Annotated in this window: 23 protein-coding genes; 6 read left to right on the top strand and 17 right to left on the bottom strand. The window is 66.6% G+C overall.

Features of this window, described 5'->3' with window-relative positions:
• Positions 1–208: 208 nt before the first annotated feature.
• The 4 genes from ACW5IY_RS18575 to ACW5IY_RS18590 form a co-directional block, all read right to left on the bottom strand.
• The gene (locus ACW5IY_RS18575; RefSeq protein ID WP_032130309.1) at positions 209–2,386 is read right to left on the bottom strand and encodes a carboxy terminal-processing peptidase; all 2,178 of its coding nucleotides are present in this window, start codon (positions 2,384–2,386) and stop codon (positions 209–211) included.
• 278 nt (positions 2,387–2,664) lie between these two features.
• Positions 2,665–3,675: a lipoyl synthase gene (gene lipA, locus ACW5IY_RS18580; protein ID WP_049434271.1), complete on the bottom strand. Its 1,011-nt coding sequence runs from the start codon at positions 3,673–3,675 to the stop codon at positions 2,665–2,667.
• Between the two features lie 18 nt (positions 3,676–3,693).
• A complete protein-coding gene (gene lipB / locus ACW5IY_RS18585) occupies positions 3,694–4,404 on the bottom strand; it encodes a lipoyl(octanoyl) transferase LipB (protein ID WP_049434274.1) in 711 nt (236 codons plus the stop codon).
• Positions 4,392–4,670, bottom strand: coding sequence for a YbeD family protein (locus ACW5IY_RS18590; protein ID WP_005411067.1), 279 nt, complete (start codon positions 4,668–4,670; stop codon positions 4,392–4,394). The genes lipB and ACW5IY_RS18590 overlap by 13 nt, the downstream gene beginning before the upstream one ends.
• A gap of 262 nt (positions 4,671–4,932) precedes the next feature.
• Between ACW5IY_RS18590 and ACW5IY_RS18595 the strand changes: the two genes are divergently transcribed.
• Complete coding sequence (locus ACW5IY_RS18595; protein WP_029379720.1) at positions 4,933–6,006, top strand: lipid A deacylase LpxR family protein; 1,074 nt, start codon at positions 4,933–4,935, stop codon at positions 6,004–6,006.
• A 122-nt stretch (positions 6,007–6,128) separates the two neighbouring features.
• Here ACW5IY_RS18595 and ACW5IY_RS18600 read toward each other — a convergent pair whose 3' ends face one another.
• The 9 genes from ACW5IY_RS18600 to ACW5IY_RS18640 all read right to left on the bottom strand — a co-directional run bounded on the left by ACW5IY_RS18600 (position 6,129) and on the right by ACW5IY_RS18640 (position 18,069).
• Positions 6,129–7,346 (bottom strand): D-alanyl-D-alanine carboxypeptidase family protein, encoded by a 1,218-nt coding sequence (locus ACW5IY_RS18600; protein WP_049434276.1) that lies wholly within the window; start codon positions 7,344–7,346, stop codon positions 6,129–6,131.
• A 100-nt stretch (positions 7,347–7,446) separates the two neighbouring features.
• Entirely contained in the window at positions 7,447–8,724 is a 1,278-nt protein-coding gene (locus ACW5IY_RS18605; RefSeq protein ID WP_049434277.1) for a septal ring lytic transglycosylase RlpA family protein, read from the bottom strand.
• Positions 8,721–9,866, bottom strand: a complete 1,146-nt coding sequence (gene mltB / locus ACW5IY_RS18610) for a lytic murein transglycosylase B (RefSeq protein WP_049434279.1) — start codon at positions 9,864–9,866, stop codon at positions 8,721–8,723. Before mltB ends, ACW5IY_RS18605 begins: the two co-directional genes overlap by 4 nt.
• A gap of 1,065 nt (positions 9,867–10,931) precedes the next feature.
• A complete protein-coding gene (gene rodA, locus ACW5IY_RS18615) occupies positions 10,932–12,026 on the bottom strand; it encodes a rod shape-determining protein RodA (RefSeq protein WP_171954641.1) in 1,095 nt (364 codons plus the stop codon).
• Positions 12,027–12,127: 101 nt separating this feature from the next.
• A complete protein-coding gene (gene rodA, locus ACW5IY_RS18620; protein WP_049435933.1) occupies positions 12,128–13,240 on the bottom strand; it encodes a rod shape-determining protein RodA in 1,113 nt (370 codons plus the stop codon).
• On the bottom strand, positions 13,237–15,315 hold the full coding sequence (mrdA, locus tag ACW5IY_RS18625; RefSeq protein ID WP_049435931.1) for a penicillin-binding protein 2: 2,079 nt from the start codon (positions 15,313–15,315) through the stop codon (positions 13,237–13,239). Before mrdA ends, rodA (ACW5IY_RS18620) begins: the two co-directional genes overlap by 4 nt.
• Positions 15,316–15,318: 3 nt before the next feature.
• Positions 15,319–15,804, bottom strand: a complete 486-nt coding sequence (mreD, locus tag ACW5IY_RS18630) for a rod shape-determining protein MreD (RefSeq protein ID WP_008265483.1) — start codon at positions 15,802–15,804, stop codon at positions 15,319–15,321.
• A complete protein-coding gene (gene mreC / locus ACW5IY_RS18635; protein ID WP_049435930.1) occupies positions 15,801–16,901 on the bottom strand; it encodes a rod shape-determining protein MreC in 1,101 nt (366 codons plus the stop codon). Before mreC ends, mreD begins: the two co-directional genes overlap by 4 nt.
• 121 nt (positions 16,902–17,022) lie before the next feature.
• Positions 17,023–18,069 carry a rod shape-determining protein gene (locus tag ACW5IY_RS18640; protein ID WP_005419402.1) on the bottom strand — a complete coding sequence of 349 codons (1,047 nt, stop codon included), beginning with the start codon at positions 18,067–18,069 and terminating at the stop codon, positions 17,023–17,025.
• 283 nt (positions 18,070–18,352) lie between these two features.
• On the opposite strand from ACW5IY_RS18640, the gene ACW5IY_RS18645 reads away from it, so the two are divergent.
• Positions 18,353–19,291: a carbohydrate kinase family protein gene (locus ACW5IY_RS18645; RefSeq protein ID WP_049435929.1), complete on the top strand. Its 939-nt coding sequence runs from the start codon at positions 18,353–18,355 to the stop codon at positions 19,289–19,291.
• A gap of 185 nt (positions 19,292–19,476) precedes the next feature.
• Here the strand turns inward: ACW5IY_RS18645 and ACW5IY_RS18650 are convergent, their stop codons facing one another.
• The 4 genes from ACW5IY_RS18650 to ubiE form a co-directional block, all read right to left on the bottom strand.
• A complete protein-coding gene (locus tag ACW5IY_RS18650) occupies positions 19,477–20,100 on the bottom strand; it encodes an HAD family hydrolase (RefSeq protein WP_049435928.1) in 624 nt (207 codons plus the stop codon).
• Positions 20,100–20,831 carry a lipoprotein gene (locus tag ACW5IY_RS18655; RefSeq protein WP_049435927.1) on the bottom strand — a complete coding sequence of 244 codons (732 nt, stop codon included), beginning with the start codon at positions 20,829–20,831 and terminating at the stop codon, positions 20,100–20,102. Before ACW5IY_RS18655 ends, ACW5IY_RS18650 begins: the two co-directional genes overlap by 1 nt.
• 124 nt (positions 20,832–20,955) lie before the next feature.
• Positions 20,956–22,884, bottom strand: a complete 1,929-nt coding sequence (locus tag ACW5IY_RS18660) for a M1 family metallopeptidase (protein WP_049435926.1) — start codon at positions 22,882–22,884, stop codon at positions 20,956–20,958.
• Between the two features lie 246 nt (positions 22,885–23,130).
• Positions 23,131–23,892, bottom strand: a complete 762-nt coding sequence (gene ubiE, locus ACW5IY_RS18665; RefSeq protein WP_049435925.1) for a bifunctional demethylmenaquinone methyltransferase/2-methoxy-6-polyprenyl-1,4-benzoquinol methylase UbiE — start codon at positions 23,890–23,892, stop codon at positions 23,131–23,133.
• An 80-nt stretch (positions 23,893–23,972) separates the two neighbouring features.
• Between ubiE and ACW5IY_RS18670 the strand changes: the two genes are divergently transcribed.
• The 4 genes from ACW5IY_RS18670 (at position 23,973) to ACW5IY_RS18685 (ending at position 25,788) form a co-directional block, all read left to right on the top strand.
• Positions 23,973–24,425 carry a nucleoside deaminase gene (locus ACW5IY_RS18670; protein WP_005411083.1) on the top strand — a complete coding sequence of 151 codons (453 nt, stop codon included), beginning with the start codon at positions 23,973–23,975 and terminating at the stop codon, positions 24,423–24,425.
• Between the two features lie 198 nt (positions 24,426–24,623).
• On the top strand, positions 24,624–24,884 hold the full coding sequence (locus tag ACW5IY_RS18675; RefSeq protein ID WP_049435923.1) for a hypothetical protein: 261 nt from the start codon (positions 24,624–24,626) through the stop codon (positions 24,882–24,884).
• Positions 24,885–24,959: 75 nt separating this feature from the next.
• Positions 24,960–25,286 (top strand): hypothetical protein, encoded by a 327-nt coding sequence (locus tag ACW5IY_RS18680; RefSeq protein WP_014038526.1) that lies wholly within the window; start codon positions 24,960–24,962, stop codon positions 25,284–25,286.
• A gap of 79 nt (positions 25,287–25,365) precedes the next feature.
• A complete protein-coding gene (locus tag ACW5IY_RS18685) occupies positions 25,366–25,788 on the top strand; it encodes a low affinity iron permease family protein (protein ID WP_032129005.1) in 423 nt (140 codons plus the stop codon).
• The last annotated feature ends 101 nt before the right edge of the window (positions 25,789–25,889 follow it).

Here is a 25,889-nt window from a genome sequence, read left to right on the forward strand (position 1 = left end):
CCAAGGGTAGTCCTGCGGCCGTGTGCGGCGGGTCGAAACCGGCATGACCGGGCCACCCCGTTGCTGCCTGTTCATGCACAAAAAAGGGACGGAGGGAATTAAGTCGTTTGTGGCATGTGGCACAAGCGACTTAATTCCCTCCGTCCCCATTTCAAGCAGAAGGGCCGGCAATGCCGGCCCCTCGGGTATCTCACATGCCGCCTCCGGCTCAGTCCGCCCAGCGACCGGCGCCGGTGGACTGCGGCAGCACCTGCGCCGACAGCGGGCGGTCGTTGGCCAGCAGGTTCACCGCATCGGCCAGGATCGAGGCCGACTCGCGCAGCAGCGGGTCAGGACGCTTCTCGGCAGCCTTCTCGCGGGCGGCATCCTTGACGATGTCGCGCTCGTTGCCCGTCAGGCCGTCGTCGTTGCTGTCATCGGCCAGCGGGTCCAGGGCCAGGCCCAGTTCCTTGCGCATCGCCTGGCGCTCCTTGCGCTGGGTGTCCTGGCGCTCACGCTCGGCGCGGCGAGTGGCCTCGTTGAGCGAGATGTACTTCTTCGCGGCCTCGGTGCGGAACTGCTGCACGTCCTCGTTCCACCACTGGAATTCCTTGTCGGCGGCAATGCGCGCGTCATGGCGGGTTTCCAGCTTCGGCAGCAGCGGCGCGAAGTTGCCGTACTGGGTGTGCGGCACGGCGGCGATGCGGGTCCACGGCAGCGCGTTGTCGTAGGTGCTCTCGCCGAACTCGGTGGCATCGACGCTGGCCGGGAAGGCCAGGTCCGGCACCACACCCTTGTGCTGGGTGCTGCTGCCGCTGATGCGGAAGAACTGGGCGATGGTCAGCTTGACCTGACCGAAGCGCTGGGTCTCACCGCTCGGCCAACGGTCGAGGTCGACGATGTTCTGCACCGTGCCCTTGCCGAAGCTGGTCTCACCGATCACAAGGCCACGGCCGTAATCCTGGATGGCACCGGCGAAGATCTCCGAAGCCGAGGCCGAACCGCGGTTGATCAGCACCGCCAGCGGGCCATCCCATGCCACGCCCTGGTTGCGGTCGCTGTTGACGGTGACGCGGCCACCGGACTCGCGCACCTGCACCACCGGGCCCTGCTCGATGAACAGGCCGGTCAGTTCAATGGCTTCGTCCAGCGAACCACCGCCGTTGTTGCGCAGATCCAGCACCACGCCATCCAGCTTGTCGTTCTTGAAGCCGGCCAGCAGCTTGGCCACGTCGCGGGTGGCCGAAGCGTAATCGGCCGCATTGCGGCGACGGCCTTCGAAGTCCTGGTAGAAGGTCGGCAGCTTGATCACACCGACCTTGCGTGCCGGCTCGCCGTTGGCGGCGGGAATGGTCATGGTCTCGCCCTTGGCAGCCTGTTCGGCCAGGCGCACCTTCTGGCGGGTCAGCACCAGCGTGTGGTGCTTGCCGTCGGCACCCTCAGCAGCCGGGATGAACTCCAGCTTGACCTGGGTATCCTTGGCGCCACGGATCTTGGCCACGACATCGTCGATGCGCCAGCCGATCACGTCCTCGACCAGGCCGGACTTGCCCTGGCCGACGCCGACGATACGGTCACCCGGCTTCAGCGTGCCGTCCACCGCAGCCGGACCACCGGCGATGATCTCGCGGATCACCACTACGTCGTCCTGGCGCTGCAGCTGCGCGCCAATGCCTTCCAGCGACAGCGACATCGCCTGGTTGAAGTTCTCGGCGGTGCGCGGAGTGAAGTAATCGGTGTGAGGATCGACCGCGCTGGTGTACGAATTCATGAAGAACTGGAAGACGTCTTCGCCCTTCAGTTCATTGACCGACTTCTCCAGCGTCGCGTAGCGCTTGTCCAGCGTCTTGCGGATGTCGTCCGGCTTCTTGCCGGCCAGCTTCAGGCGCAGCCAGTCGTTCTTCACCGACTTGCGCCACAGCTCATCCAGTTCGGCGCTGCTGGCCGCCCACGGCACCTTCTTGCGGTCGTATTCGAATCGCTCGTCGGTGGTGAAGTCCGGCTCCTGCTTGAGCAGCTTGCGCGCATAGGCCACACGTTCGCCGACGCGCTGCTTGTAGACCGCGAACACCTGGAACGCCGGCTCCAGCTCGCCGCCACGGATGGCCGAGGAGATGTTGGCTTCGAACGGCGCGAAGCGCGCCACGTCGGCCTGGGTGAAGTACTGCTTGCCGCCGTCCAGCGTCTCCAGGTAGCGCTTGAACACGTCCTTGGAGGTGGCCTCGTCCAACGCGCGCGGGCGGTAGGCGTAACGGCTGTCGGACAGCAGGCCGTACACCAGCTTGGAGGTGGTCACCTGATCGGCGGTTGCCGCGGCGGGCAATGCCGGCGAGTCGGCCTTGGCCGCCAGCGCCAGCGGCGCGACCAGCGCCAGGGCCATCAGGAATGCGGGGGCTTTGAATTTCATTGACGTGCTCGAAGGCGCCTTGCCAAGGGGGAGACTGCGTGGTGTTCAGACACCACGACAGTGCCGAAAGTTGCCGGGTTTGTCACCCGGCCGCGCTCGGTGGAAAACCAGCCTAGCGGGGCCGGTGTAGCAAATTGTGAATGCATGTAGAGCCGAGCCCATGCTCGGCTGGCCGGCAGCAAGCAGCCGAGCATGGGCTCGGCTCTACGGCAGGCAGAGGTGTGCGGACCAACGGTCCGCACCCACAGGAAAAGTAGCTCCCACCCACCGGCAGGGTGTCAGGAAACGCCGGCGCCCTTGGCCTGCACGTCGGCGTGGTACGACGAGCGCACCATCGGGCCGGAGGCCACGTGGCTGAAGCCCAGCTCGTAGCCGTAGACTTCCAGCGCCTTGTAGTCCTCGGGCGTCCAGTACTTCAGCACGGGGTGATGGTGCGCGGTCGGCTGCAGGTACTGGCCGATGGTGATCATGTCCACGTCGTGCGCGCGCAGGTCACGCAGGGTGGCCTTGATCTGTTCGAAGTCTTCGCCCAGGCCCAGCATGATGCCGCTCTTGGTCGGCACGTCCGGGTGCTGCGCCTTGAAGTTCTTCAGCAGGTTCAGCGACCACTGGTAGTCCGCACCCGGGCGCACGTTGCGGTACAGGTCCGGCACGGTTTCAATGTTGTGGTTGAACACATCCGGCGGGTTCTGCGCCAGGATCTCCAGCGCGCGTTCCATGCGGCCCTTGCCGCGGAAGTCCGGGGTCAGCACTTCGATGCGGGTACCCGGCGACTTCTCGCGGATGGCGCTGATGCAGTCGACGAAGTGCTGGGCACCGCCGTCGCGCAGGTCATCGCGGTCGACGCTGGTCACCACCACGTACTTCAGGCCCATGTCGGCCACGGTCTGGCCGAGGCTGGCCGGTTCGTTGGCATCCGGTGGCTTCGGGCGGCCGTGGGCCACGTCGCAGAACGAGCAGCGGCGCGTGCAGACTTCACCAAGGATCATGAAGGTGGCGGTGCCGTGGCCGAAGCACTCGTGGATGTTCGGGCAGCTGGCTTCCTCGCACACCGTCACCAGGCGGTTCTCGCGCAGCTTGGCCTTCAGGTTCTGCACGGCGTTGCCCGAAGGAATGCGCACGCGGATCCAGGACGGCTTGCGCAGCACCGGCGCGTCGGCGAACTGCACCGGCGAGCGGTTGATCTTGTCACCGCCCAGCTGCTTGACCCCGGCCTGCAACGGCGCGGCGGACGGAGAGTCGCCCTGCACGATCTGCAGGGGAATGGAACGGGCGGTGGTTTCAGTCATGGCAGTTCCGGGGGGCGGTCAGGCGGCCGCAGAAAGATCAGGCAGTTCGGACGTAGGCTGCAGCAGCAGGCCAAACTGGCGGGCCAGGTGGCCCAGCAGCACCGGCTTGACGGCCTCCATCCCGGAGGGCCCGCCCAAGTCTACTACCGAGGTCACCTGCAACCCCTGATAGCCACAGGGGTTGATACGGTGGAAAGGTTCCAGGTCCATGGCCACGTTGAAGGCCAGGCCATGGAAGGTACAGCCGCGGCGCACGCGGATGCCGAGCGCGGCGATCTTGGCGCCACCGACGTAGACGCCCGGGGCGCCCTCGCGGCGTTCGGCACCGATGTTCCACTCGGCCAGGGTATCGATGATGGCCTGCTCGATGCGGCATACGTAGTCGCGCACACCGATGCCCAGCCGTGGCAGGCGCAGCAGCGGATAGACCACCAGCTGGCCGGGGCCGTGATAGGTCACCTGGCCACCGCGGTCCACATGCAGCACCGGAATCTCGCCCGGCGCCAGCACGTGCTCGTCCTTGCCGGCCTGGCCCAGGGTGAATACCGGGTCGTGCTCGACCACCCACAGCTCATCGGCGTCGGCCTCGCTGCGCTGATCGGTGAAGCGCTGCATGGCGCGCCACACCGGCTCGTACGCCTGGCGGCCGAGGTCGCGGACCAGCGCCGGACGCGGCGCGCGGTCTTCCGGGGCGGCTTCGGCCGGGCAGCGGTCGGCTACAGCGTCCACTTCACTTCCGGATGGTCGCGCAGCGCCTGGTGCGCCAGGTCGTACTGTTCGCGGCTCTCGGCCTTGAACACGATGCGGACGGACACGTACTTGCCGTTGGAGGAATGCTTCCAGCTGATGCGTTCGTTGACGACATCGATGCCGGCAGCCAGCAGCAGGCGGGGGAGCTCATGTTCCAGGCCGCGGTTGGCCGGGCCCATGGCACTGAGCTCGAACTGGCCGGGGAACTGGAAGCCGTGGTCGGGGTTGTCGGACTTGATTTCCATGCCCCCATTATCGGGCCGCAGGGCAACAAACCCAAGAGTATTCATCAACGTCAAACAGTGCACCGGTGAGTCGCTGCGTTGCAGCTGAACGGCCGTTCAGCATCAGCCTTGGCCCCATCGCGCACCGCAGGACAGTGCAGCATTGTCTTCACGAGACAATGTCGTTTTCGGAACAGACAAGTGATCCGAACGCGCTCGTTCCATCACGTTCGCGCGAGTACCGTGTCGCAGCATCTAACGACAGACAGAAACAACTTCTCCCATGAGCCCCCCTTCCCAACGCCGCCTTGCAGCCCTCGGGCTGTCCGGCCTGCTGGCTGCTGCCCTCCCCCTTGCCGCCCAGGCGGCCGAACAATGTGGTCCGGACGCAATGCGCGACCACCCGCCGCAGGTCAATTTCCGCGTCGACAATGACCTGTTCGGCGGCCGCCACCAGGACCAGGGCTACACCAACGGTGCACTGTTGACCCTGGTCTCGCCCAATCTGGTCGATTACACCGACGACCCCTGCCTACCGCGCATGGCGCGCTGGGTGAACCAGTACCTGGAAGGGCTGCACCCGGGCAAGTTCGAACAGCAGAACATGATCTTCAGCATCGGCCAGGGCATCTTCACGCCGACCGATTTCAGCCGCAGGGACCTGATCGAGGACGACCGCCCTTACGCTGGCGTACTGATCGCAAACTTCGGTTTCAATGCGCGCAGCGGCGACCGCCTGCAGACCACCCAGCTGACGCTGGGCGTGGTCGGCCCGTGGGCACAGGGCAAGCAGGTGCAGAACGCCGTGCACGACGTGCTGGGCGACGAGAAATTCAAGGGCTGGGACAACCAGCTGCACAACGAGCCGCTGTTCATGCTGACCCATGAGCGCATGCGCCGCTGGCCGGGCGATGCCAGCGTCAATGCCGACGGCTGGGGTTGGGACGCCATCAGCCACTACGGTGGATCGATCGGCAACCTGGAAACCAAGGCCAACCTCGGCGGTGAAGTGCGCTTCGGCTGGAAGCTGCCGGACGACTTCGGCAGCACGCCGTTGCGCCCGGCCGGCGAGAACACTGCGCCGACCCGCGGCGGTCGTCCCAATGGCTGGTCCTGGCACCTGTTCGCGACCTCGGACGCTGCCTGGGTGATCCGCGACATCACGCTGGACGGCAACACGTTCCGCAACAGTCACAGCGTGGACAAGCGCCATGTGGTGGCTTACGGCGGCTACGGCGTGGCCGTGATGTACGGACGCTGGAAGTTCGCCGCGGCGCGTTACCACAGCACGCGCGAGTTCAACGGCCAGCGCGAAGCACCGGTGTTCGGCAGCTTCACCATCAGCCGGTCGCTGTAGGTAGGTGCCGACCGTTGGTCGGCACACCGGTTGATGGCAACGACAGTCGAGCATGGCTCGACTCTACAGAACGAAAAGGCCGGCATTCGCCGGCCTTTTCCTTCACCACGCCGGGGCGTGGATCATTCCGATTCCCACCACATCCAGAAGCTGTCCCACAGGCGCTTGAAGAAGCCGGCCTGTTCAACGGCAGCCACCGCCACCAGCGGCGCTTCAGCCACCAGCTTGCCATCCAGCATCACCTTCACGGTGCCGATCTGCTGGCCGGCGGTGAACGGTGCTTCCAGGGTCTTGGGCACATCGATGCTCGGCTTCAGGTCGTTGTAGCGGCCGCGCGGCACGCTCACCAGCATCGGCTGCGCCACGCCCAGCTGCACCTTGTCGGTCGTACCCTTCCAGACCTTGTGCTCGGCTACGGCCTTGCCCGGTTCGTACAGGCGGTGGGTCTCGAAGAAGCGGAAGCCCCAGTTCAACAGCGCCAGGCTGTCATCGGCACGCTGCTTTTCCGACTGGCCGCCCAGGACCACGGCCACCAGACGCTGGTCACCACGCTGGGCCGAGCTCATCAGGCAGTAACCGGCTTCCGAGGTGTGACCGGTCTTGATGCCGTCCACACTGCCATCGCGCCACAGCAGCAGGTTGCGGTTCGGCTGCTTGATGTTGCCGACCTGGAATTCCTTGATCTTGTTGTACGCGTAGGTTTCCGGGTAATCGCGCACCATCGCGCGGCCCAGCAGTGCCAGATCGTAGGCGCTGCTGTGGTGACCCGGAGCGGTCAGGCCATGGGCGTTCACGAAGTGCGAATTCTTCATGCCGATCTTGGCGGCATAGCTGTTCATCAGCGAAGCAAAGGCCTCCTCGCTGCCAGCCACGTGTTCGGCCAGGGCGATCGCGGCGTCGTTGCCGGACTGGATCGCCATGCCTTTTTCCATGTCTTCCAGGCGCGCGGTCTGGTTGACCGGGAAGCCGCTGTAGCTGCCATCGGTACCGGCGCCACCTTCGCGCCAGGCGCGCTCGCTCATCATCACCTGGTCATCCGCACGGACCTTGCCGTTCTTGACCTCGGCGGCGATCACGTAGGACGTCATCACCTTGGTGATGCTGGCCGGAGCCAGCTGTTCGTTGATGTTTTCACCGGCCAGCACCTGGCCGGTGGCGTAATCCATCAGCACCCAGGCCTTGGACACGCTGGGCGCGGGCGCCGGCGGAGTGGCAACAGTGGCCGGGGCGGCAGCGGCGGCAGGCGTCGGCGTGGCCGGGGTCGGCAGCGGCGTCTGGGCGGAAGCCAGGCCCACCACCAGGGTGGCGGCCAGGGCGGTGGCGGCGGAACGGAATTTCATTGGACAGCAGGCTCCAGGGGACGGCCGGGAATGGAGGGTGGAACGTAACGGCCATTGTAAGGCCGGGGGAGCATGGGCCGGCAGCACCGGCCCGGGCGGATCAATCCTTGACGATCTGCGGCGAACCCAGGCCCAGACCGGCGATGCGGCCGGCAAGTTCCGCAGCACTGGCATGGTCGCTGGCGGGAACGCGCAGGCGGAACAGGGTGCGGCCACCGGCAGCGATGTCACTGATGGTCGCGCCGACGATGCCGGCGGCGTTGAGCTGGCCCATCGCGCGGTTGGCGTTGTCACGGCTGGAGAAGCTGGCGACCTGCACCATCACCGCGCCCACCACCTGCTGCGACAGGCTGGGTGCGGCCGGCGTGGTCGATGCGCTGCGCACCGGTGCCGGCGCCACCGCGCGCGGAGTGGTGCTGGCCACGACAGCCGGAGCGGGCACCGTGCTGCGCACCGGCGGCGCGCTCGGCGGCAGGCTGCTGACCGCCACATCCGGCATGGTGCTGGCCACGCCCTGGGTGGTGGCCGGCTGGCCACGCGCAGGCATGCTGTCGCCCGGCAGGCGCTTGACCAGGCGATCGATGTCGCTGTCGACGTTGGCGCGTGCGGCTGGCGCCGGGCGCGCGCTGGCCACGGCGGTGGTTACGGCCGCTTCGGCAGCACGACGTTCGCGGCGCGAGGGCTTCTGCGCCAGCAGGTTGCCCTCGCCCGGCTGCAGCGCGCGCACCTCGACATTGCCGGTACCGCGCTGGGTGATGCCCAGGCGCACGGCGGCGGCGTAGCTGAGATCGACCACGCGGCCATCATGGAACGGGCCGCGATCGTTGACGCGCACGATCACCGACTCGCCGTTGTCGAGGTTGGTCACGCGGGCGAAGCTGGGCAGCGGCAGCGTCTTGTGCGCGGCGGTGAACTGGTACATGTCGTAGACCTCACGGTTCGAGGTCAGGCGGCCGTGGAACTTGGCGCCGTAGTACGACGCGGTGCCGCGCTCGACATAGTTGCGGGTGTCATCAAGCACTTTGTACGACTTGCCCAGCACCACGTAGGGCGTCTTGTTGCCGATCGCCGAGCGTTCTTCGGCGGTCACTTCCGGTTCGGGAATGCAGGCCACGTTCGGAATGTAATCCGGGGTGCTGTCACGCACGCCCGGCTTGTACAGACCACCGGCGGTGTAGTTGCCGCGGGTGCTCAGGTCTTCCTTGGCCGCCGCGTAGGGCGAGCCTTCCGGGCAGTGTGCCGGGCGCGAGCCGCGCCCCTGCACCAGCGTGCCGCCCGACTTGCCACCATGGCCGGCCGTGGCCGGCTTCTTCGGCGCGCTGCTGCAGGCAGCCAGCGCGAGAACGATCAAGCCTGGGACCAGCCATCTGATGTTCATGCCGGGGGCAGCTCCTGTCCGGCGATGGCCTGGGACAACTGGAACACGGCCATCGCGTACATCTTCGAGAGGTTGTAGCGGGTGATCGCGTAGTAGTTCTGGAAGCCCAGCCAGTACTGCTTGCCGGTGCTGCCTTCAAGCGTGATCGGGGTGGCGGTGGCGCCCGGCTGCACTGCAGCGCTGGGCTGGTAGCCGCGCTGGGCCAGATCGGACAGCGACCAGGTCGGCATCCACTCGGTCGGGTTGAACTCTTCGCGGCCAGTGACCAGCGTGGCCGGCACGGCGACCTGGCCGCCGCGCACCCAACCGCCCTTCTTCACGAAGTAGTTGGCGATGGAGGAAAACACGTCGTCGTAGCTGGTGAACAGGTCACGGCGACCATCGCCGTTGCCGTCCACCGCGTAATCCAGGTAGCTGGAGGGCATGAACTGGCCCATGCCCATCGCACCGGCGTAGCTGCCCTTGAGCGTGGTGATGTCCAGCTTTTCCTCGCGGCCGAGCTCAAACAGCTTGGCCAGTTCATCGCGGAAGAACAGCTCGCGGCGCACTTCGCGTTCCAGCTTGGCCGGGTCGCCGCTGCGCGGGTAATAGAAGGCCAGCGTGTACAGCGCATCGAGCACGCGATGGCTGCCGGCATTCTTTCCGTAGCTGGTTTCCACACCGATGATCGCCACGATCACCTCGGCCGGCACACCAGTACGCTGCTGCACGCGATCCAGTTCGGCGCGATGCTGGGCCAGGAACGCGCGGCCGCCATCAATGCGGGCCTTGCTGATGAACATCGGCCGGTATTCGTTCCACGGCTTGACCCGTTCGGCCGGGCGCGACATCGCGGCAATGATCGGCTGGCGCACCTGCGCCTGGTCGAGCACGCTGCTGATCTGCTCCGGCTTCAAACCATAGCGCTTGGCGGTATCGGCAATGAAGCGGGCCCGCGCGACCTCGAACGGCACCGGGGTGAGATCGACCGGCGGTGCGGTGGCAGCGGCGGCTTCGGGCGCGGCCTCGGCCGGGCCATGAGCCCTGGCGGCGGGTTGGCGCGGCGTACTGCTGGCCTGGGGCGAAGACGGTGGGGACTTCGGCTGGGTCGCGCAGGCGACCAGGCCGAGGGTAAGCATGCAGGCCAGAGTGCGTCGAATCATCGTCGCAGGTTAGCAGGTCATGGATGAATTAAAACCCCTAACACCATGAATCACAACGATTTGCCCGCGTTCAGCGGGAAATGTGAAGGCGTCGTGATCGCGCTTCCCCATTCAGATAGAGGTGGCCGGTTGCGTCCCCATCCCCGCAGACGCAACCGGCAACCGGATCCGGTCGATACCCGCGCGGCTGCCGCTCCCCAGTGGCAGTACCCCGCGCTCCTTGTATCCGTTGGATCAGTACTGCTCCCGCCCGACGCCCCCTCGCGCTGCAACGATTGACGGCGCGCCGTGCCGAACGGGCCGCCATTGTGCAGGCCGATTACGACAAGTCCATTGATCAAGATCAACGCGCTGTAAAAGTGTGAACCAGCTAACGTTTTTTCCGGACTTTGGTCAGCAGGTGTGCTGCCGTGCATCGTTGTGAGAACGCTTCCACAACGGGCGTTGCGCAGAGTCAGGAAGTTTCCAGCCAACGGCGCAGCCCCTCGTGGGGGGTGTCTGGGTGGTCGCGGAAAGCAGAAGCCGCGGGTGGGCCGGTCGGGTCGGGTACGCGGGGGACGCCGTGAATCCGTCCCTGGAGGCTTGGCAGCCGCATCCATGCGGCTGCCCCCCCCCCCGCGTACCCGACCCGACCGCCCTCTGACAGATTTCGGAGGTCTGCCACCCACGGAGAAGAAGAAGATCAAAAGCGGGTCGCGGCGCTGCGCTTGCTCGTGAGCCGAGCATGGCTATGCCGGTCGTCCTGACCGGCACCCTTCGGACCGTCGCCATGGGCGACGTTGGCAGCGGCTCCTGCCGCTGCCTTCGGCTCTACACAAGGCAATGAAGCGACCCGCCAGGCCGCTTTTGCTTTTGATCTTCTCTTTCTTCTCCGTGGGTAGGCGCGCACGGAACCTGTCCGTGGCCGGGTAGATGGGCTGCGCAGGGGCGTGAGCCGCATGGATGCGGCGACCGAGCTTACATGGACGTACTTGCAGCGTCCCCTGCGCAGCCCATCTACCCGGCCCCACCCATGAAGTGCTTTACGCGCCCCCCCACGAGGGGCTGCGCCGTTGGCTGGAAACCCTATCCCCCGTGCACGGGCCGGTGCCCGCGTACCGCCATCACCAACCCGATGCCAGCCAACAGCGAAACCGCCGATGTCCCGCCATAGCTGATCAACGGCATCGGAATGCCCACCACCGGCAACAGGCCGGAAATCATGCCACCGTTCACGAGTACGTAAACGAAGAACGCCAGCCCCAGGCTGCCGGCCAGCAATCGTGCATGCGTGTCGCGCGCATGCACTGCGATCCACAGGCAGCGCCCGACCACGAACAGGTACAGCGCGAACAGCGTCGCCACCCCGATCCAGCCGAATTCCTCGGCCAGCACGGAAAACGCGAAGTCGGTCGTGTACTCGGGCAGGAAATCCAGCGTGGCCTGGGTGCCCTGCCCCCAGCCACGCCCCTGCCAGCCACCAGAACCGATTGCGATGCGTGACTGCAGGATGTTCCAGCCGGTGCCGAGCGGATCTGCCGCCGGGTCGAGGAAGGTCAGTACGCGATCCTTCTGGTACTGCCGCAACAGCCCGAACCACGCCAGCGGTGCGGCCACCGCCAGCCCCGCCGCGCCCGTTGCCACCCAGCCCCAGTGCAGGCCGGCCAGCAACAACGCGAACACGCCGCTGGCAGTGACCAAGGTGGCGGTGCCGAGGTTCGGCTGCATCAGGATCAGCACGGCAGGAACGCCGATCAACACTGCGGCGGTCAGCACCGTGCGTGGCGAGGGCGGCAACGGCTGCCGGTGCAGGTACCAGGCCATCATCAACGGCAGGCTGAGCTTGAGCAGCTCCGACGGCTGCAGGTAGAAGACACCCAGGTTGAGCCAGCGCTGCCCGTACTTGCCGGTGCCGATCACATACACCGCCATCAGCGGCAGCATCGACAGCGCATACAACGCCGGTGTCCACGCGCGCAGGCGCAGCAGCGAAACACGCGACAGCAACCACATCGCCACCAGGCCACCGGCAAAGCGCGCCGCCTGCCCGGTCACTGGCCCGGACACGCTGTGCAGCACCGCCAGGCCCGCGCCCATCAGGATCAACAACGCGACCAGCAACGGCAGGTCGATCGTGCGCACCGCCTCACGGCAGCCGCCAAGCAGTCGTTTCCATTCCACGCGCAGCACGGTAACAACGGGTGCTTGCGTGAAGCTGTCATGGTGGTCATGCGTTTGTAGAGTCGAGCCATGCTCGACTCTACAGAAGCGCGCAGCCGGTGCTACCCGTAGCCGCCGTGCACCGGGTTGTGGCTTCGCACGGCCATCACCAATCCGAAGCCGGCCAGCAGTGACACCGCCGAGGTACCGCCGTAGCTGATCAGCGGCATCGGCACGCCCACCACCGGCAGCAGGCCGGAAATCATCCCGCCGTTCACCAGCACATAGACGAAGAACGCCAGGCCGGTAGCGCCGGCCAGCAGGCGCGAATAGGAATCCCGCGACTGGCTGGCGATCCACAGGCAGCGCCCGATCACCACCAGGTACAGCGCCAGCACGGTGGCCACGCCGATCCAGCCGAATTCCTCGCTCAGCACCGAGAACGCGAAGTCGGTGGTCTGCTCGGGAATGAAGTTCAGGTGCGACTGCGAGCCTTCGCCCCAGCCCTTGCCATCGAAGCCGCCGGAACCGATCGCGATCTTCGACTGGATGATGTTCCAGCCAGCACCCAGCGCATCCATCTCCGGGTCGAGGAACATCATGATGCGGTCCTTCTGGTACGGCCGCAGCAGCCAGAACCAGGCAACCGGCGCGACCGCGGCCACGCCGCCCACGCCCAGGCCGACCCACCACCACGGCAGGCCTGCCAGCAGCAGCACGAACACGCCGCTGGCGGCGATCAGCACACCGGTGCCGAAGTCCGGCTGCAGCATCACCAGGCCGGTTGGTACGCCGATGATGACCAGGGCCACGAGCACGGTGTTGAAGCGCGGCGGCAACGGCATCTTGTGCAGGTACCAGGCCACCATCATCGGCAGGCTGACCTTCAGCAGCTCGGCCGGCTGCAGGTAGAAGAATTTCAGGTCCAGCCACTGCCGGCCATATTTGCCGGTGCCCAGCACGAACACCGCCAGCAGCGGGATCATCGAGATTGCGTAGATCATCGGCGTGGCCGAGCGGATCCGCAGGATCGGCACCCGCGAGATGCCCCACAACGCGGCCATGCCCACTGCGAAGCGCGCGCCCTGGGCCATCACCAGGCCGTCGCCACCAGCACTCTTCAGCGTGGCCAGGCCGATCACCATCAGCGAGGCCAAAGCCAGGCACAGCACCCAGTCCAGCGTGCTGAAGAAGCGGCGCAGCATGTCGCCGGCCCAACGCAGGAACACTCTCATCGTGCGGGCTCCGCGGCGGTAGGGCGTGACGTGGCCGGCAGCGCGGCAGCAGCCGGCGCCCCCGGCTGCGGCGGTGCGGGCGCCGGTTCCGGCGCGGGCACGCCGACCAGCACCGGGTGCTCGCCCAGCTGTGCCGCAGCAAGGTCACCGGCCTGGCGCGCGCCCACATCTTCGTTGTCGAACGCGGTGGCACCGATGGCGGTGGTGCCGCGCTCGCTGTCCAGCGGCTGCATGCCTTCAGGCATCTTGCCCAGCAGATAGGCGTCGAACACCTTGCGTGCGATCGGCGCAGCCGCCGCACCGCCGTAGCCGCCGCCCTCCACCGCGATCGCCAGCGCGATCACCGGCTGGTCCACCGGCGCGAAACCGACGAACAGCGCGCGGTGGCGCAGGTGCATCGGCAGGCTCTTCGGATTCACCGCGGCCGTGCCCTTGCGGCTGATGACCTGAGCGGTACCGGTCTTGCCGGCCATCGTGTACGGCGCGCCGGCCGCCATGCGTGCCGCACTGCCGCCAGGCAGCATGGTGGCCATCATGCCTTCGCGCACCGCCTGCAGATTGTTCGGGTTCGGACTGACCGGTTTGCTTTCGCCCGGGTCGGTCGCCATCCAGTCATGGTCGAAACCCGCACGCTGCTGGATCACCAGATGGGGCGTGCGCAGCTGCCCGTTGGCCAGTCCACTGACACCCCGCGCCAGCTGCAGCGGAGTGACCTTCCAGTCACCCTGGCCGATGCTGATGTTGACTGTATCGCCCGGGTACCAGGCTTCCTTGCGGCTCTTCCGCTTGTAGGCCGGCGACGGCAGGATGCCGCCGATCTCGCCGGTCAGGTCGATACCGGTCGGCTGGCCGAAGCCGTAGTACTCCATGTAATGGTCGAAGCGCTCGATGCCCAGGTCCAGCGCCAGCTTGTAGTAGTAGGTGTTGACCGACTGCGCGATGGATTTGCGCAGGTCGGTCCAGCCATGGCCACCGCGGTGCGAGTCACCCCAGCCACGCGAGGTGCCGGGCAGGTAGAACATGCCGGTGGACAACACCTTGTCTTCCGGGCGGCGTACACCCGAATCCAGGCCGGCCAGGCCGATCAGCGGCTTGAGCGTGGAACCGGGCGCGACGCCACCGAGCACCAGGCGGTTGAACTGCGGCCGCGACGGATTGTCGTTCAGTGCCTTGAAATCGGCATGCGAGATACCGTTGACGAACAGGTTGGGGTCGTACGACGGCAGGCTGACCATCGCCAGCACTTCGCCGGTGCGCGGGTCCATCGCCACCGCCGAGCCTTCCTGGTCACCGAAGGCGGCCACCATGGCGCGCTGCAGGTCAGCGTCGATCGACAGCCGCAGATCGGCGCCGGACTGCGCGGCAACGCGGCCGATGGTGCGGATGGCACGGCCCTGCACGTTGGTCTCGACCTGCTCGTAGCCGACCTTGCCGCGCAGCTGCTGCTCGTAATAGCGCTCCAGGCCGGACTTGCCGATATGGGTCAGCGCGGCATTGCCTTCGCCGAGGATCTCCAGATCCTTGTCGTCGACACGGCCGACGTAGCCGATGATGTGCGCGAACAGGTCGCCATACGGGTAGCGCCGGGTCAGGTAGGGCTCCAGCTCGACGCCGGGGAAACGCCAGCGGTCGACGGCGAAGCGTGCCATCTCCTCGTCGCTCATGCGCAGCTTCAGCGTGACCGGCAGGAACTTGCGGCGCGCCTTGCGCGACTTGTTGAACGCTTCCAGCTCTTCCGGGCTGATGCTGATGATCTTGGCCAGCCCTTCCAGGGTGGCGTCCATGTCCTTGACCTTGTCCGGGGTCACGTCCAGGCGGAAGGCCGGCACGTTCTCGGCCAGCAGGCGGCCGTTGCGGTCGTAGATCATGCCGCGCCCGGGCACCACCGGCCGTGGCTTGATGCGGTTGGCTTCCGAGCGCGTGGCGTAGACGTCGTGGTCCAGCACCTGCAGCTTGAAGTACCAGCCGCCCAGGCCCAGCAGGCAGACCAGCACGCCCAGGAAACCCAGCGCCGCGCGGCGCCGGAACTGTTCGGCTTCGGCGTGCGGATTCTTGACCTGGCGGCGCGGGATCATGGCTCAGCGCCCGCGCTTGCCGAAGCGCACCGCATCCAGCAGCACGAACACCAGCGGCCACAGGCCCATGCCCAGCAGCGGTGCCCACCAGTACGACCACGGCAGGGTGGGTTCACCCACCAGGATGTGCACCAGGGCGCTGACGATGCGATCGTTGAACAGCAGGCCGCCTATGGCCAGCATCTGCTGCGACATCGGGAAGAAGCGGATGCGGGCGCGGAAGCGCTGCAGGATGAAGGCCAGCATCACCAAGCGCAGTGCCTGTTCGCCCAGCACCCCGCCGTACAGCAGGTCGGCGATGACGCCACTGGCGAAAGCGACGCCCAGGCCGACGCGCTCGGGCGCTTCGATCACCCAGTACGCCAGCACCAGCGCCAGCCAGTACGGGCGCAACGGCTGCAGCAGCGCCGGCAGCGGCAGCAGGCCCAGCAGCAGCGCCACCACCAGGCTGGCCGGCAGCACCCACGGATTGTCGCGCAGGCGGCTCATCGCTGGGCCTCCGGCGTGGTCGGTTGCCGGCCAGCGGCCGGCACTACCGGAGCAGCAGGATCAAGCGAGGATGCGGGGGCCACCGTCGGCGTCGCAGACGGAGCGGATGATCGGCCCACAGCCGGTGCAGGCGTTGCCGGCGTGGTGGTGGCCGGCGTGATTGCAGCAGGCGCGGCTCCCGCCGGCGCGGCAGCGGTGCTGGCCGGGCCACCCGGGGCGGTTTCTTCCAGCTGCAGGCGCAGTTCCGGCGGAATGCGGATCGCTGCACCCGGGCGCAGCAGAAGCACGTCGCGGCCGCGATCAAGCTGTGCGGCCGGTTTCAGTTCGCCCACCAGGAAGGCATGGGTGTCGTCCGGGCGCAGGCCGGTGATGGTGCCGACCGGGAAGCCAGCCGGGAAACGGCCACCGAGGCCGGAGGTGACGATCTCATCGCCCACTTCCACGCCGGCGCTGAGCGGGATGTCGCGCAGTTCCAGCTTGTCGCCGCGGCCGTAGACGATCAGGCGCACGCCGTTGCGGGCCACAGTCACCGGCACGGCATGGTCGGGGTCGGTCAGCAGCAGCACGGTGGAGGTACCGCCGGTGACGCTGATCACCTGGCCCATCAGGCCGCCAGCATCGATCACCGCCTGGCCGACGTGCACGCCTTCGCGGCTGCCGGCGTCGAGCACCAGGCGCTGCTTCACCGGGTCCAGGTCGATGTCCAGGATCGGCGCCAGCTGCACGTCCAGGCCACTGCGCTCGGCCACGTTCAGCAGTTCGCGCAGCTGGGCGTTATCCAGCGCGGCGGTCTGCAGGCGGGTCAGGCGCGCGTTGGCCAGCAACAGCTGGTTGCGCAGTTCACGGTTCTCGTTGACCAGCTGGCCATGGCTGGCCGCCGAGTCCTTGACCTGGTTGCCGAGCTTGCCCGGCAGGCCCGCCAGTGCCCATACCGGCTGCACCAGGCTGTTGGCCTGCCCGCGCAGCTGCGCGAGCCAGCCGGCCTGGTCGTCAAGCACGATCAGGGTGATGGCCAGTGCGAGATATGCCAGCAGACGCAGCGGGCTGGCGGCATCACCGGATCGGGAAGCAACGGGAGGTCCGGCGTAGGGCGGCACGGCAACGATTCAACTGGCAGAAGGCGGAAGGGAAACACGCGGGCGCCCCGCCGGTGCCGGCCCACCCTCGTGGTGGGCCGCACCCCGGAGGGGCGCTGCGGGCGCAGGCAGCCGGGACGGCTTATTCCGGCGCAAAGAACTCGTTGCCGTGCATGTCGACCAGCTCCAGCGCACGGCCACCGCCGCGGGCCACGCAGGTCAGCGGATCGTCCGCCACCTGCACGTGCAGGCCGGTTTCCTCGGAAATCAGGCGGTCCAGGTCACGCAGCAGGGCGCCACCACCGGTCAGCACGATGCCGCGCTCGGCGACGTCGGCGCACAGTTCCGGCGGGGTCTGCTCCAGCGCCAGCTTCACCGCGCTGACGATGCCCGACAGCGGCTCGTGCAGGGCTTCAAGCACCTCGTTGGAGCTGATCTTGATCATCTTCGGCACGCCCTCGGCGAGGTTGCGGCCGGAGATTTCCATCTCGATCACTTCCGCCTGCGGGTAGGCGCAGCCCAGCTCGACCTTGATGCGCTCGGCGGTGGCTTCACCGATCAGCATGCCGTGGTTGCGGCGCACGTAGTTGGTGATCGACTCGTCGAAGCGGTCGCCACCGATGCGGACCGACGCCGAATAGACGATGCCGTTGAGCGAGATCACCGCCACTTCGGTGGTGCCGCCGCCGATGTCGATGACCATCGAGCCACGCGCTTCGGTCACCGGCATGCCGGCGCCGATCGCGGCGGCCATCGGCTCTTCGATCAGGAACACGTCACGGGCACCGGCTTCCTCGGCCGATTCCTTGATCGCGCGGCGCTCGACCTGGGTCGAACCGGCCGGCACGCAGACCAGCACGCGCGGGCTCGGGCGCAGCACGCGCGACTTGTGCACCTTCTTGATGAAGTGCTTGAGCATCGCCTCGGTATAGGTGAAGTCGGCAATGACGCCGTCCTTCATCGGGCGGATGGTGGTGATGTGGCCCGGGGTACGGCCAAGCATCTGCTTGGCTTCGGCGCCTACGGCTGCCACCGAGCGGGTGCCACCGATGGCACGGTCCTGACGCACGGCCACGACCGATGGCTCGTTCAGCACGATCCCCTGCCCGCGCACGTAGATGAGGGTGTTGGCCGTGCCCAGGTCGATGGACAGGTCGTTGGAGAACATGCCACGGAGTTTCTTGAACATCTGAGGAAGGAGTCCTGAGGGGTGTCGTGCCCGCCGCGGGATGGCGAAAAAATGGGCAGAAATCGAGGCCGACAAGCCTAGCAACCCGCCTGCCGCCGAGCAAGGAAAAAACTAGCTGAACCCGCGTCTTCACAGGCTTTCGGCCTGATCGGGTCTCACCCGGTTCTGGCCCTGAGCGGCACCAGCGGGTAACCTTTGCGCCGTCGGGCGCCCAAGGGCGCCGTTTGCTTGCCCGCCGAACCGGGCCGGCCCACCCCAAAATTCACCGCATAGGCTTACATCGATGTCCGCTCTGATCTGTGGTTCTCTTGCCTTCGACACCATCATGGTGTTCCCGGACCAGTTCAAGAATCACATCCTGCCGGACAAGGTGCACATCCTGAACGTGTCCTTCCTGGTGCCGCGCATGCGCCGCGAGTTCGGCGGCTGCGCCGGCAACATCGCCTACAACCTGCACCTGCTGGGCGGCCAGCCGATCCCGATGGGCACCGTGGGTTCTGACTTCGGTCCGTACCGCGAGTACTTCGACGGGCTGGGCATCGACCTGTCGCGCGTGCGCGTGATCGATGAGCTGTTCACCCCGCAGGCGTTCATCACCACCGATCACGACAACAACCAGATCACCGCCTTCCACCCGGGCGCGATGATGCGTTCCTACGAGAACCACGTGCGTGGCGTACCGGGCGTGACCCTGGGCCTGGTCGGCCCGGACGGCCGCGAAGGCATGATCCAGAACGCGCAGGAATTCCACGAAGACGGCATCCCGTTCATCTTCGACCCGGGCCAGGCCATGCCGCTGTTCAACGGCCCGGAACTGCGCGAGTTCATCGAGCAGGCCGACTACGTGGTGGTCAACGACTACGAGTCGAACCTGCTGCAGGAACGCACCGGCTGGGACGAGAAAGAGATCGTCAGCCGGGTCAAGGCCTACATCACGACCCGCGGCCCGAAGGGCGCGGTCATCCACACCCCGGAAAAGAGCTACGACATCCCGCCGGCGCACGAGCGCCGCGTGGTCGACCCGACCGGCTGTGGCGACGCCTTCCGCGCCGGCCTGATCTACGGCATCCAGAAGGGCTACGACTGGCTGACCATCGGCCGCATGGGCAACCTGATGGGCGCGCTGAAGGTCGAGCATCCGGGCACGCAGAACCAGCGTTTCACCTTCGATGAGTTCAACGAGCAGTTCAAGCAGCAGTTCGGTTACGCGCTGAGCGCGTAAGCCGAACTGCCCGCGCATTCCACCTTATCCCCGCGCCTTCGGCGCGTGCGCTGCTGGGAATGCCGTTGGTAGGTGTCGACCTTGGTCGACACGCTGTTTGATTCCTGTAGAGCCGAGCCATGCTCGGCTTGCGCGCGCCAGCGCGATCTGACCGGAGAGCAGCCGAGCGTGGGCTCGGCTCTACATCAGCAAGCGCCCTGCCAGGCAGCCAGCAAGGCGCGGCAATCAGCGAAATGCCAGTCGGCACGGCCCGGCCACGGGTTCTCCGGCAGGTTGACCAGCACGGTATGCGTGCCGGCCGCACGGCCGCACTCCAGGTCGTAGGCGTGGTCACCGACCATCACCGCCTCCGCAGCCCCGATCCCCCAGCGACGAAGATGCTGCTGCAGGCCATCCGGTGAGGGTTTGGGCACCGCTTCATCGCGGCCGATGATGTCGGCATCGTCGAATAACGCCCCGACCCCGATCGCGTCCAGCGTCAGCTTCGCCAGCGCATGATCATTGCGGGTCAGGATGCCGAGCCGGCAGCCTGCCGCCGACAACGCGCGCAGCAGCCTCACCGCGCCCGGCGCCGGCAGCGCGTCCTCGGCCAGCGCGCGCTCATGATCCAGCAACCACTCGCGCTTGGCCTGCGCCGGTGCGTCCGGCAACGCCGCGATATGGTCAAGGATGTCTTCCTCGGCCGCGATCTCCAGTGCGCGGCGGATCGCGGCGAAATCATGCACGGCGACGGTCAGCGTGCCATCCATGTCGAACACCCAGTGCCGGATCGCGGACAACGCGTGCACTGCGCTGCCCGCCGCAACCATCACTGCCACCACTGCGGCATGCGGCTGGCGTCGACGCCACCGGTTTCGAACACGGCGGTGCGGGTGCCACCGGCCTTGACCGGGAACTCGATGCTGATCGACTTGCCCTTGCGCGCCAGCTTCCACAGCGCCTTCTGGTCGGTGATGAACAGGGCAATGGCTTCATCGGTCTTCGGACGCCACGCGGCCATCGACACCGGCTTGCCGTCGTCCACGGTCACTTTCACCGTGCACTGCGGGCAACGGAAATCGCCGGCCTGCAGTACCAGGTAGGCATGCCGCTTCCACTCCGGATGATCGCGGAACACCAGCTGCACCGGCTTGGCGCCGCTGCCATCCACGTCCACCCGTTCCTTGCTGTAGACCTGCGCCGAAACCTGGTTGCCCTTGTTGCCCACCGGGATCTGGTTGTACTGCCACAGCGCCTGCATGCGGCGCAGGTCGCGCGCGGCATCGCCCTTGGCCTTGACCTCGTCGAAGCCTGCGGCGATGCGCTCGGCGGCGGCGGTGTCCTTGTACTGGTCCAGCAGCGAGGCACCATGCAGGCGCGCGCGCTCCCAGTCCTGCGCGGCCACGGCCATGTCGTACTGCTTGGCGACGTCCTCGGCCTTGGCTTCCTTCTGCGCCTGCACGGCGGCCGCGGCGGCTTCCTGCGCCTTGCGCTCTTCCTCGGGGTTGCTGCAGGCAGCCAGGGCCAGGGTGCAGGCGGTGAGCAGGATCAGTCGTTTCATGGCGGAGGTCCTTCGTGTTTTCGCGATTCTGTAGAGTCGAGCCATGCTCGACTGGCCGTCCAACAGCCGTCGAGCATGGCTCGACTCTACAAAAAAAGCGCCGGGGGATGCCCGGCGCGTTTTCTTACTTGGCTTCAGCCTTGGCCAGCATGTCCTGGACCGAGGCAGTGGTGATCGGGTGGTAGCCCGGCTTGGCCTTTTCGAAGGCCTGCTTGGCCAGCTCCAGCCCCTTCGGGGTCTTCACCAGTTCGGCGTAGATCGGCAGGATCAGCTTGCGACGGCCGACGCGCTCGATGAATGCAGCCGCGCCTTCATTGGCCTGCTCGTAGCCGCTGCGGATCGCCAGCGGGTACCAGCGCATGGCGATCTCGCCATTCGGGGTGCCGGTGAAGTGGAAGGCCTTGTCCAGCGTGGCCAGCTTGTCCAGTGGCTGGGTGGCACCCAGGCCGTCGATGAAGCGCACCCATTCCTGCGTGCTCCAGTCGGCGATGACCTGGCTGCTCGGCACGGTGCCGGCGCTGGCGAAGGCGATGCGCGCAGTATCGACGCTGCTGAAGTTGCGCGACTGCGCCTTGGCAGCGAACGCCGGAATGCCCGGCTCGTCCAGCCACGCCTTCAGTTCGGCCTCGGTCACGGCCGACGGATTCTTCGGCAGCAGGTTCTTCTTCAGGTACTCGACGAACTGGTCGGTGTTGGCGCTCTGGAAGGCGTGATCATCGAACCAGCCACGCAGGAACGGATCGAAGGTCTCGCGACCGAAGCGCTGCTCCAGGAATTCCAGGAACCACGAACCCTTGACGTAGGCGACCTGGCTGAGGGCTTCGTCGGGGTCCCGCTCGTTCAGCGGCGGCAGCGCCAGCGCCTGGTCGGCCGGGCTCATGTCCTTCACTTCGGCCAGCAGGTCGGTCTGGTCGATCTGCTTCTCCATCTCGGCCATCTCCTTGCCGTACAGGGCTTCGGTGATGCGGCCCTGGACGTAAGTGGTGAAGCCTTCATTGAGCCAGATGTCCTTCCAGCTGGCGTTGGTCACCAGGTTGCCCGACCAGCTGTGCGCCAGTTCGTGGGCGACCAGCGAGACCAACGACTTGTCGCCGACGATCACGGTCGGGGTGGCGAAGGTCAGGCGCGGGTTCTCCATGCCGCCGAACGGGAACGACGGCGGCAGCACCAGCATGTCGTAACGGCCCCAGCGGTATTCGCCGTACAGCTTCTCGGCGGCACCGATCATCTTCTCGGTGTCTTCGAATTCCTTGGCGGCCTTGTTGACCATGGTCGGCTCGGCCCAGACGCCAGAGCGGCCGGAGATCGGCTCGAACACCAGGTCACCGGCGGCAATGGCCAGCAGGTAGGACGGAATCGGCTGCGGCATCTTGAAGGTGTAGTCACCGTCACGCGCGGCCTTCGGATCGTTGTCGGCGCTCATCAGCACCATCACGTCCGGGCGCGAGACCACGTGCGCGCTGTAGGTGAAGCGCACGCTGGGGGTGTCCTGCAGCGGCACCCAGGAACGGGCATGGATGGCCTGCGACTGGCTGAACATGAAGGGCAGCTTCTTGCCTTCGGTCATCGACGGCGCCAGCCACTGCAGGCCCGAGGCGGTCGGTGCGGTGTGGTAGGTCACTTCCACCTTGGCCGGTTGCGCCGGGGCCTCGATGGTCAGCTTGCTGCCGAACACCTTGTCGACCGGAGCCAGCGCGAACTGCAGCGGGCTGCGCGCGCCATCGGCGCCGACGGCCTCGACCTTGGACACGGTCAGCTCGCGGGTGTCGAGCACCAGCTGCTTGGCATCCTTCTGCTTCCATTCCAGCGTGTAGGTGGCGGTACCGCCGATCTGCTTCTGGTCGAAGTCCAGCTTCAGATCCAGCGCGATGTCCTTGATGACGACCTTGTCCGGCTCGGCATACGAGCTTTCGTCGTGGCTGCGGTTCTCGGCGTTCACGGGGGCGGCAGGGGCCTTTTCGGCAGTCGGGGCAGCGGCGGGCGCGGCCGCCTCCTGGGAGCAGCCGGCGGCCAGGGCCACGGCCAGCGGAAGGAGCATCAGCGGATTACGCATGAATCGGGACCGTTACGGGGATCAAACCCCAATGGTACCTCCCTCCGGCCCCGCAGGCGTTGCGCGGTGCGGGGTAATGCGGCCAAGGCCGATCCTGCGGCTGCTCCCTGAGTAGGTGCCAACCTTGGTTGGCACGGATCCATCAACGCATGTGGCAGACCCGTGCCGACCAAGGTCGGCACCTACCAGAGCGGATGACCGCAGCGGCCGAGTGCCAACCAAGGTTGGCACCCACCAGGGCAAGGCTTACAGCTTGTAGCCGGAGTGGATCGAAACGATGCCGCCGGTCAGGTTCTTGTAGTGGCAGCGCTCGAAACCGGCCTGCCCCATCATCGCCTTCAGTTCATCCTGCGGCGGGTGCTTGCGGATGCTTTCGGCCAGGTACTGGTAGCTGTCCGAATCATTGGCGAACAACTTGCCCAGCTTGGGCAGGATCTTGAACGAGTGGAAGTCGTAGATCGGCTTGAACCAGTCCGCGGTGACTTCGGAGAACTCCAGCACGCGGGCCTGGCCGCCCACCTTCAGCACGCGGTACATCTCGCGCAGGCCAGCGTCCTTGTCGGTCACGTTGCGCAGGCCGAAGGCGATGGTGACCAGGTCGAAGCTTTTGTCCGGGAACGGCAGGGCTTCAGCGTTGCACTGCACGTAGTCCAGGCCGAGCACCAGGCCGCGGTTGGTCAGGCGGTCACGGCCGACCGACAGCATGCCGGCGTTGATGTCGCCCAGCACCACCGAGCCCTCGGCGCCAACGCGCTCCTTCAGCAGGGCGGCGATGTCGCCGGTGCCGCCCGCCAGGTCGAGCACGCGGTCGCCCGGCTTCACCTGCGCGGTCGCCACGTAGTAGCGCTTCCACGCCCGGTGCACGCCCAGGCTCATCAGGTCGTTCATCAGGTCGTAGTTGCGCGCGACCGAGGTGAACACCTGGCCGACCAGCTTCTGCTTGTCCTTGGCGGCGACGTCGCGGAACCCGAAATGGGTGGTACCGGCTTTGTAGGGGGATTCGCTCATGGCCCCGATTATCGCACCGCCGGGGGCCAGCGGCACCCCCTGCCCGTATCATGGCGGGCCACGACTTACCGGAGCCCCGCATGATCACCACGCCCGACTACCAGGCCCTGCTGCAGACCGCCATCGCCGAAGCCCGCCAGGGCCTGGCCGAAGGTGGCGTGCCGATCGGCGCGGCGCTGTACCACAACGACGGCCGCCTGCTCGGCTGCGGCCACAACCGCCGCGTGCAGGAAGGCGATCCGTCGGTGCATGGCGAAACCGATGCGTTCCGCAAGGCCGGCCGCCAGCGCCGCTACCAGGACACCATCATGGTCACCACCCTGGCTCCGTGCTGGTACTGCTCGGGGCTGGTGCGCCAGTTCAACATCGGCACCGTGGTGGTGGGCGAATCGCGCACCTTCCAGGGCGGCATCGACTGGCTGCGGGAAAACGGCGTCAACGTGATCGACCTGGACAGCCAGGAATGCGTGGACCTGCTGGGCGGTTTCATTGCGCAGCACCCGGAGATCTGGAACGAAGACATCGGTGAATGAACACCACGCAGTGTCCTGTTGAACCCGCTTAATGAACGCTTCAGTGCCGGCACGCCCTAGTGCCGGCAGCGTTTGCGGCCATTGCCGTGAACCCGTGCACAGTCAGCTACGCAACGTGCACACGCTGCGGTAACACCCCACCCGGCCGCCGCGCCTAGGGTGGGGTTACCGGGACTCCTTTCCCCGGCGGAGCCAGCCATGTGCGCGCACGCCGTACGCCCCACGCCCGACCCGATCCTCGACGCCATCCGCAAGCGCCTGCGGCAGCAGTACGCGCTGCACCAGCGTGGCGCGCTGTTCTGGACCGCCTACCAGAGCCTGCAGCTGGAACTGGTACGCGGCCACCCGCTCGACCATGAGCGCCTGTGCAATGCGATGGCTGACATGGCCGAAGACCTCGGCGCGGTCGAGCATGCGCAGTTGATAGGCAATCGCAACGCCGGCTGCACATCGCGCTGACGCGGCTTCCACTGCCTCATCGGCCACACTCGGATGAACCCCCACTCCCTTTCCACTCAACCGAACTGGATTGTCATGCACGCCGAAGTCCCCACCATTCCCCCGGTCATCAACGTTGACGCCGAGCTTGACCACTGGCGCCGCCAGCATGCCGATGGCGCACTACCGCACAACTCGTTCGGCTCCTACGTACCGTGGATCAAGTTCGCCTGCGATTCGCTGATCACCCAGCCGCGCGCCAGCAATGCGCAGCGCGACGAGATGTTCCAGACCCAGTACGCCCTGCAGATCATGCCGCGCCTGAGCGAAGCCCAGGCCCGCGAGTTCGTTGATCGTTGCTGGCAGCACGTCTACCAGACCAGTCCGGTGCGCCTGCAGGACGCGCCACGCCTGCGCGCCTGATCTACACCTGGGCGGCTGCACGGCCCCTGCACGAGCCGCCACTGCCGATCATCCTCGTCACCTGAGTGGGACGACGACGATGAAAGCACGCAACCTGTTCAATACGATCGCCAAGAAGGCCGCGGCCGCCACCGGCTCGCCGTGGACCTTCCTGGCAGCGGTGGCGATCGTGGTGATCTGGGGCATCAGTGGCCCGGTATTCGGTTTCAACGACACCTGGCAGCTGGTGATCAACACCGGCACCACCATCATCACCTTCCTCATGGTGTTCCTGATCCAGCACACGCAGAACGCGGATACCGCCGCGATGCAGATCAAGCTGGACGAGCTGATCCGGGCGACGGCCGAAGCCAACAACGAACTGTTGGATCTGGAAGAACTGGACGAAGAGCGGCTGGAAGAGATCCGTCGCGAGTACGAGCAGATGGCACGCGAAGCCGGCGACGCGCTGGCGCGGGTGCGCGCCTGCCATGCAGCGCGGCGCGACGATGAAGCGGTGTAGCAGGTCCGGAAATGACAATGCCGGCCAGCGGCCGGCACTACCATCGATCATCAAGGCAGGTGCCAACCTTCGTTGGCACAGGGCCAGCCACCAGCGCTGAC

The sequence above is a fragment of the Stenotrophomonas sp. C-A genome, from assembly GCF_054030835.1.

What these genes read in the sequence shown, in the direction of transcription:
- ACW5IY_RS18575 (WP_032130309.1), bottom strand. Translation starts at nt 2,386, where the DNA reads ATGAAATTCAAAGCCCCCGCATTCCTGATGGCCCTGGCGCTGGTCGCG.
- lipA (WP_049434271.1), bottom strand. Translation starts at nt 3,675, where the DNA reads ATGACTGAAACCACCGCCCGTTCCATTCCCCTGCAGATCGTGCAGGGC.
- ACW5IY_RS18590 (WP_005411067.1), bottom strand. Translation starts at nt 4,670, where the DNA reads ATGGAAATCAAGTCCGACAACCCCGACCACGGCTTCCAGTTCCCCGGC.
- ACW5IY_RS18595 (WP_029379720.1), top strand. Translation starts at nt 4,933, where the DNA reads ATGAGCCCCCCTTCCCAACGCCGCCTTGCAGCCCTCGGGCTGTCCGGC.
- ACW5IY_RS18600 (WP_049434276.1), bottom strand. Translation starts at nt 7,346, where the DNA reads ATGAAATTCCGTTCCGCCGCCACCGCCCTGGCCGCCACCCTGGTGGTG.
- ACW5IY_RS18605 (WP_049434277.1), bottom strand. Translation starts at nt 8,724, where the DNA reads ATGAACATCAGATGGCTGGTCCCAGGCTTGATCGTTCTCGCGCTGGCT.
- mltB (WP_049434279.1), bottom strand. Translation starts at nt 9,866, where the DNA reads ATGATTCGACGCACTCTGGCCTGCATGCTTACCCTCGGCCTGGTCGCC.
- rodA (WP_049435933.1), bottom strand. Translation starts at nt 13,240, where the DNA reads ATGAGAGTGTTCCTGCGTTGGGCCGGCGACATGCTGCGCCGCTTCTTC.
- mrdA (WP_049435931.1), bottom strand. Translation starts at nt 15,315, where the DNA reads ATGATCCCGCGCCGCCAGGTCAAGAATCCGCACGCCGAAGCCGAACAG.
- mreD (WP_008265483.1), bottom strand. Translation starts at nt 15,804, where the DNA reads ATGAGCCGCCTGCGCGACAATCCGTGGGTGCTGCCGGCCAGCCTGGTG.
- ACW5IY_RS18640 (WP_005419402.1), bottom strand. Translation starts at nt 18,069, where the DNA reads ATGTTCAAGAAACTCCGTGGCATGTTCTCCAACGACCTGTCCATCGAC.
- ACW5IY_RS18645 (WP_049435929.1), top strand. Translation starts at nt 18,353, where the DNA reads ATGTCCGCTCTGATCTGTGGTTCTCTTGCCTTCGACACCATCATGGTG.
- ACW5IY_RS18650 (WP_049435928.1), bottom strand. Translation starts at nt 20,100, where the DNA reads ATGGTTGCGGCGGGCAGCGCAGTGCACGCGTTGTCCGCGATCCGGCAC.
- ACW5IY_RS18655 (WP_049435927.1), bottom strand. Translation starts at nt 20,831, where the DNA reads ATGAAACGACTGATCCTGCTCACCGCCTGCACCCTGGCCCTGGCTGCC.
- ACW5IY_RS18660 (WP_049435926.1), bottom strand. Translation starts at nt 22,884, where the DNA reads ATGCGTAATCCGCTGATGCTCCTTCCGCTGGCCGTGGCCCTGGCCGCC.
- ubiE (WP_049435925.1), bottom strand. Translation starts at nt 23,892, where the DNA reads ATGAGCGAATCCCCCTACAAAGCCGGTACCACCCATTTCGGGTTCCGC.
- ACW5IY_RS18670 (WP_005411083.1), top strand. Translation starts at nt 23,973, where the DNA reads ATGATCACCACGCCCGACTACCAGGCCCTGCTGCAGACCGCCATCGCC.
- ACW5IY_RS18675 (WP_049435923.1), top strand. Translation starts at nt 24,624, where the DNA reads ATGTGCGCGCACGCCGTACGCCCCACGCCCGACCCGATCCTCGACGCC.
- ACW5IY_RS18680 (WP_014038526.1), top strand. Translation starts at nt 24,960, where the DNA reads ATGCACGCCGAAGTCCCCACCATTCCCCCGGTCATCAACGTTGACGCC.
- ACW5IY_RS18685 (WP_032129005.1), top strand. Translation starts at nt 25,366, where the DNA reads ATGAAAGCACGCAACCTGTTCAATACGATCGCCAAGAAGGCCGCGGCC.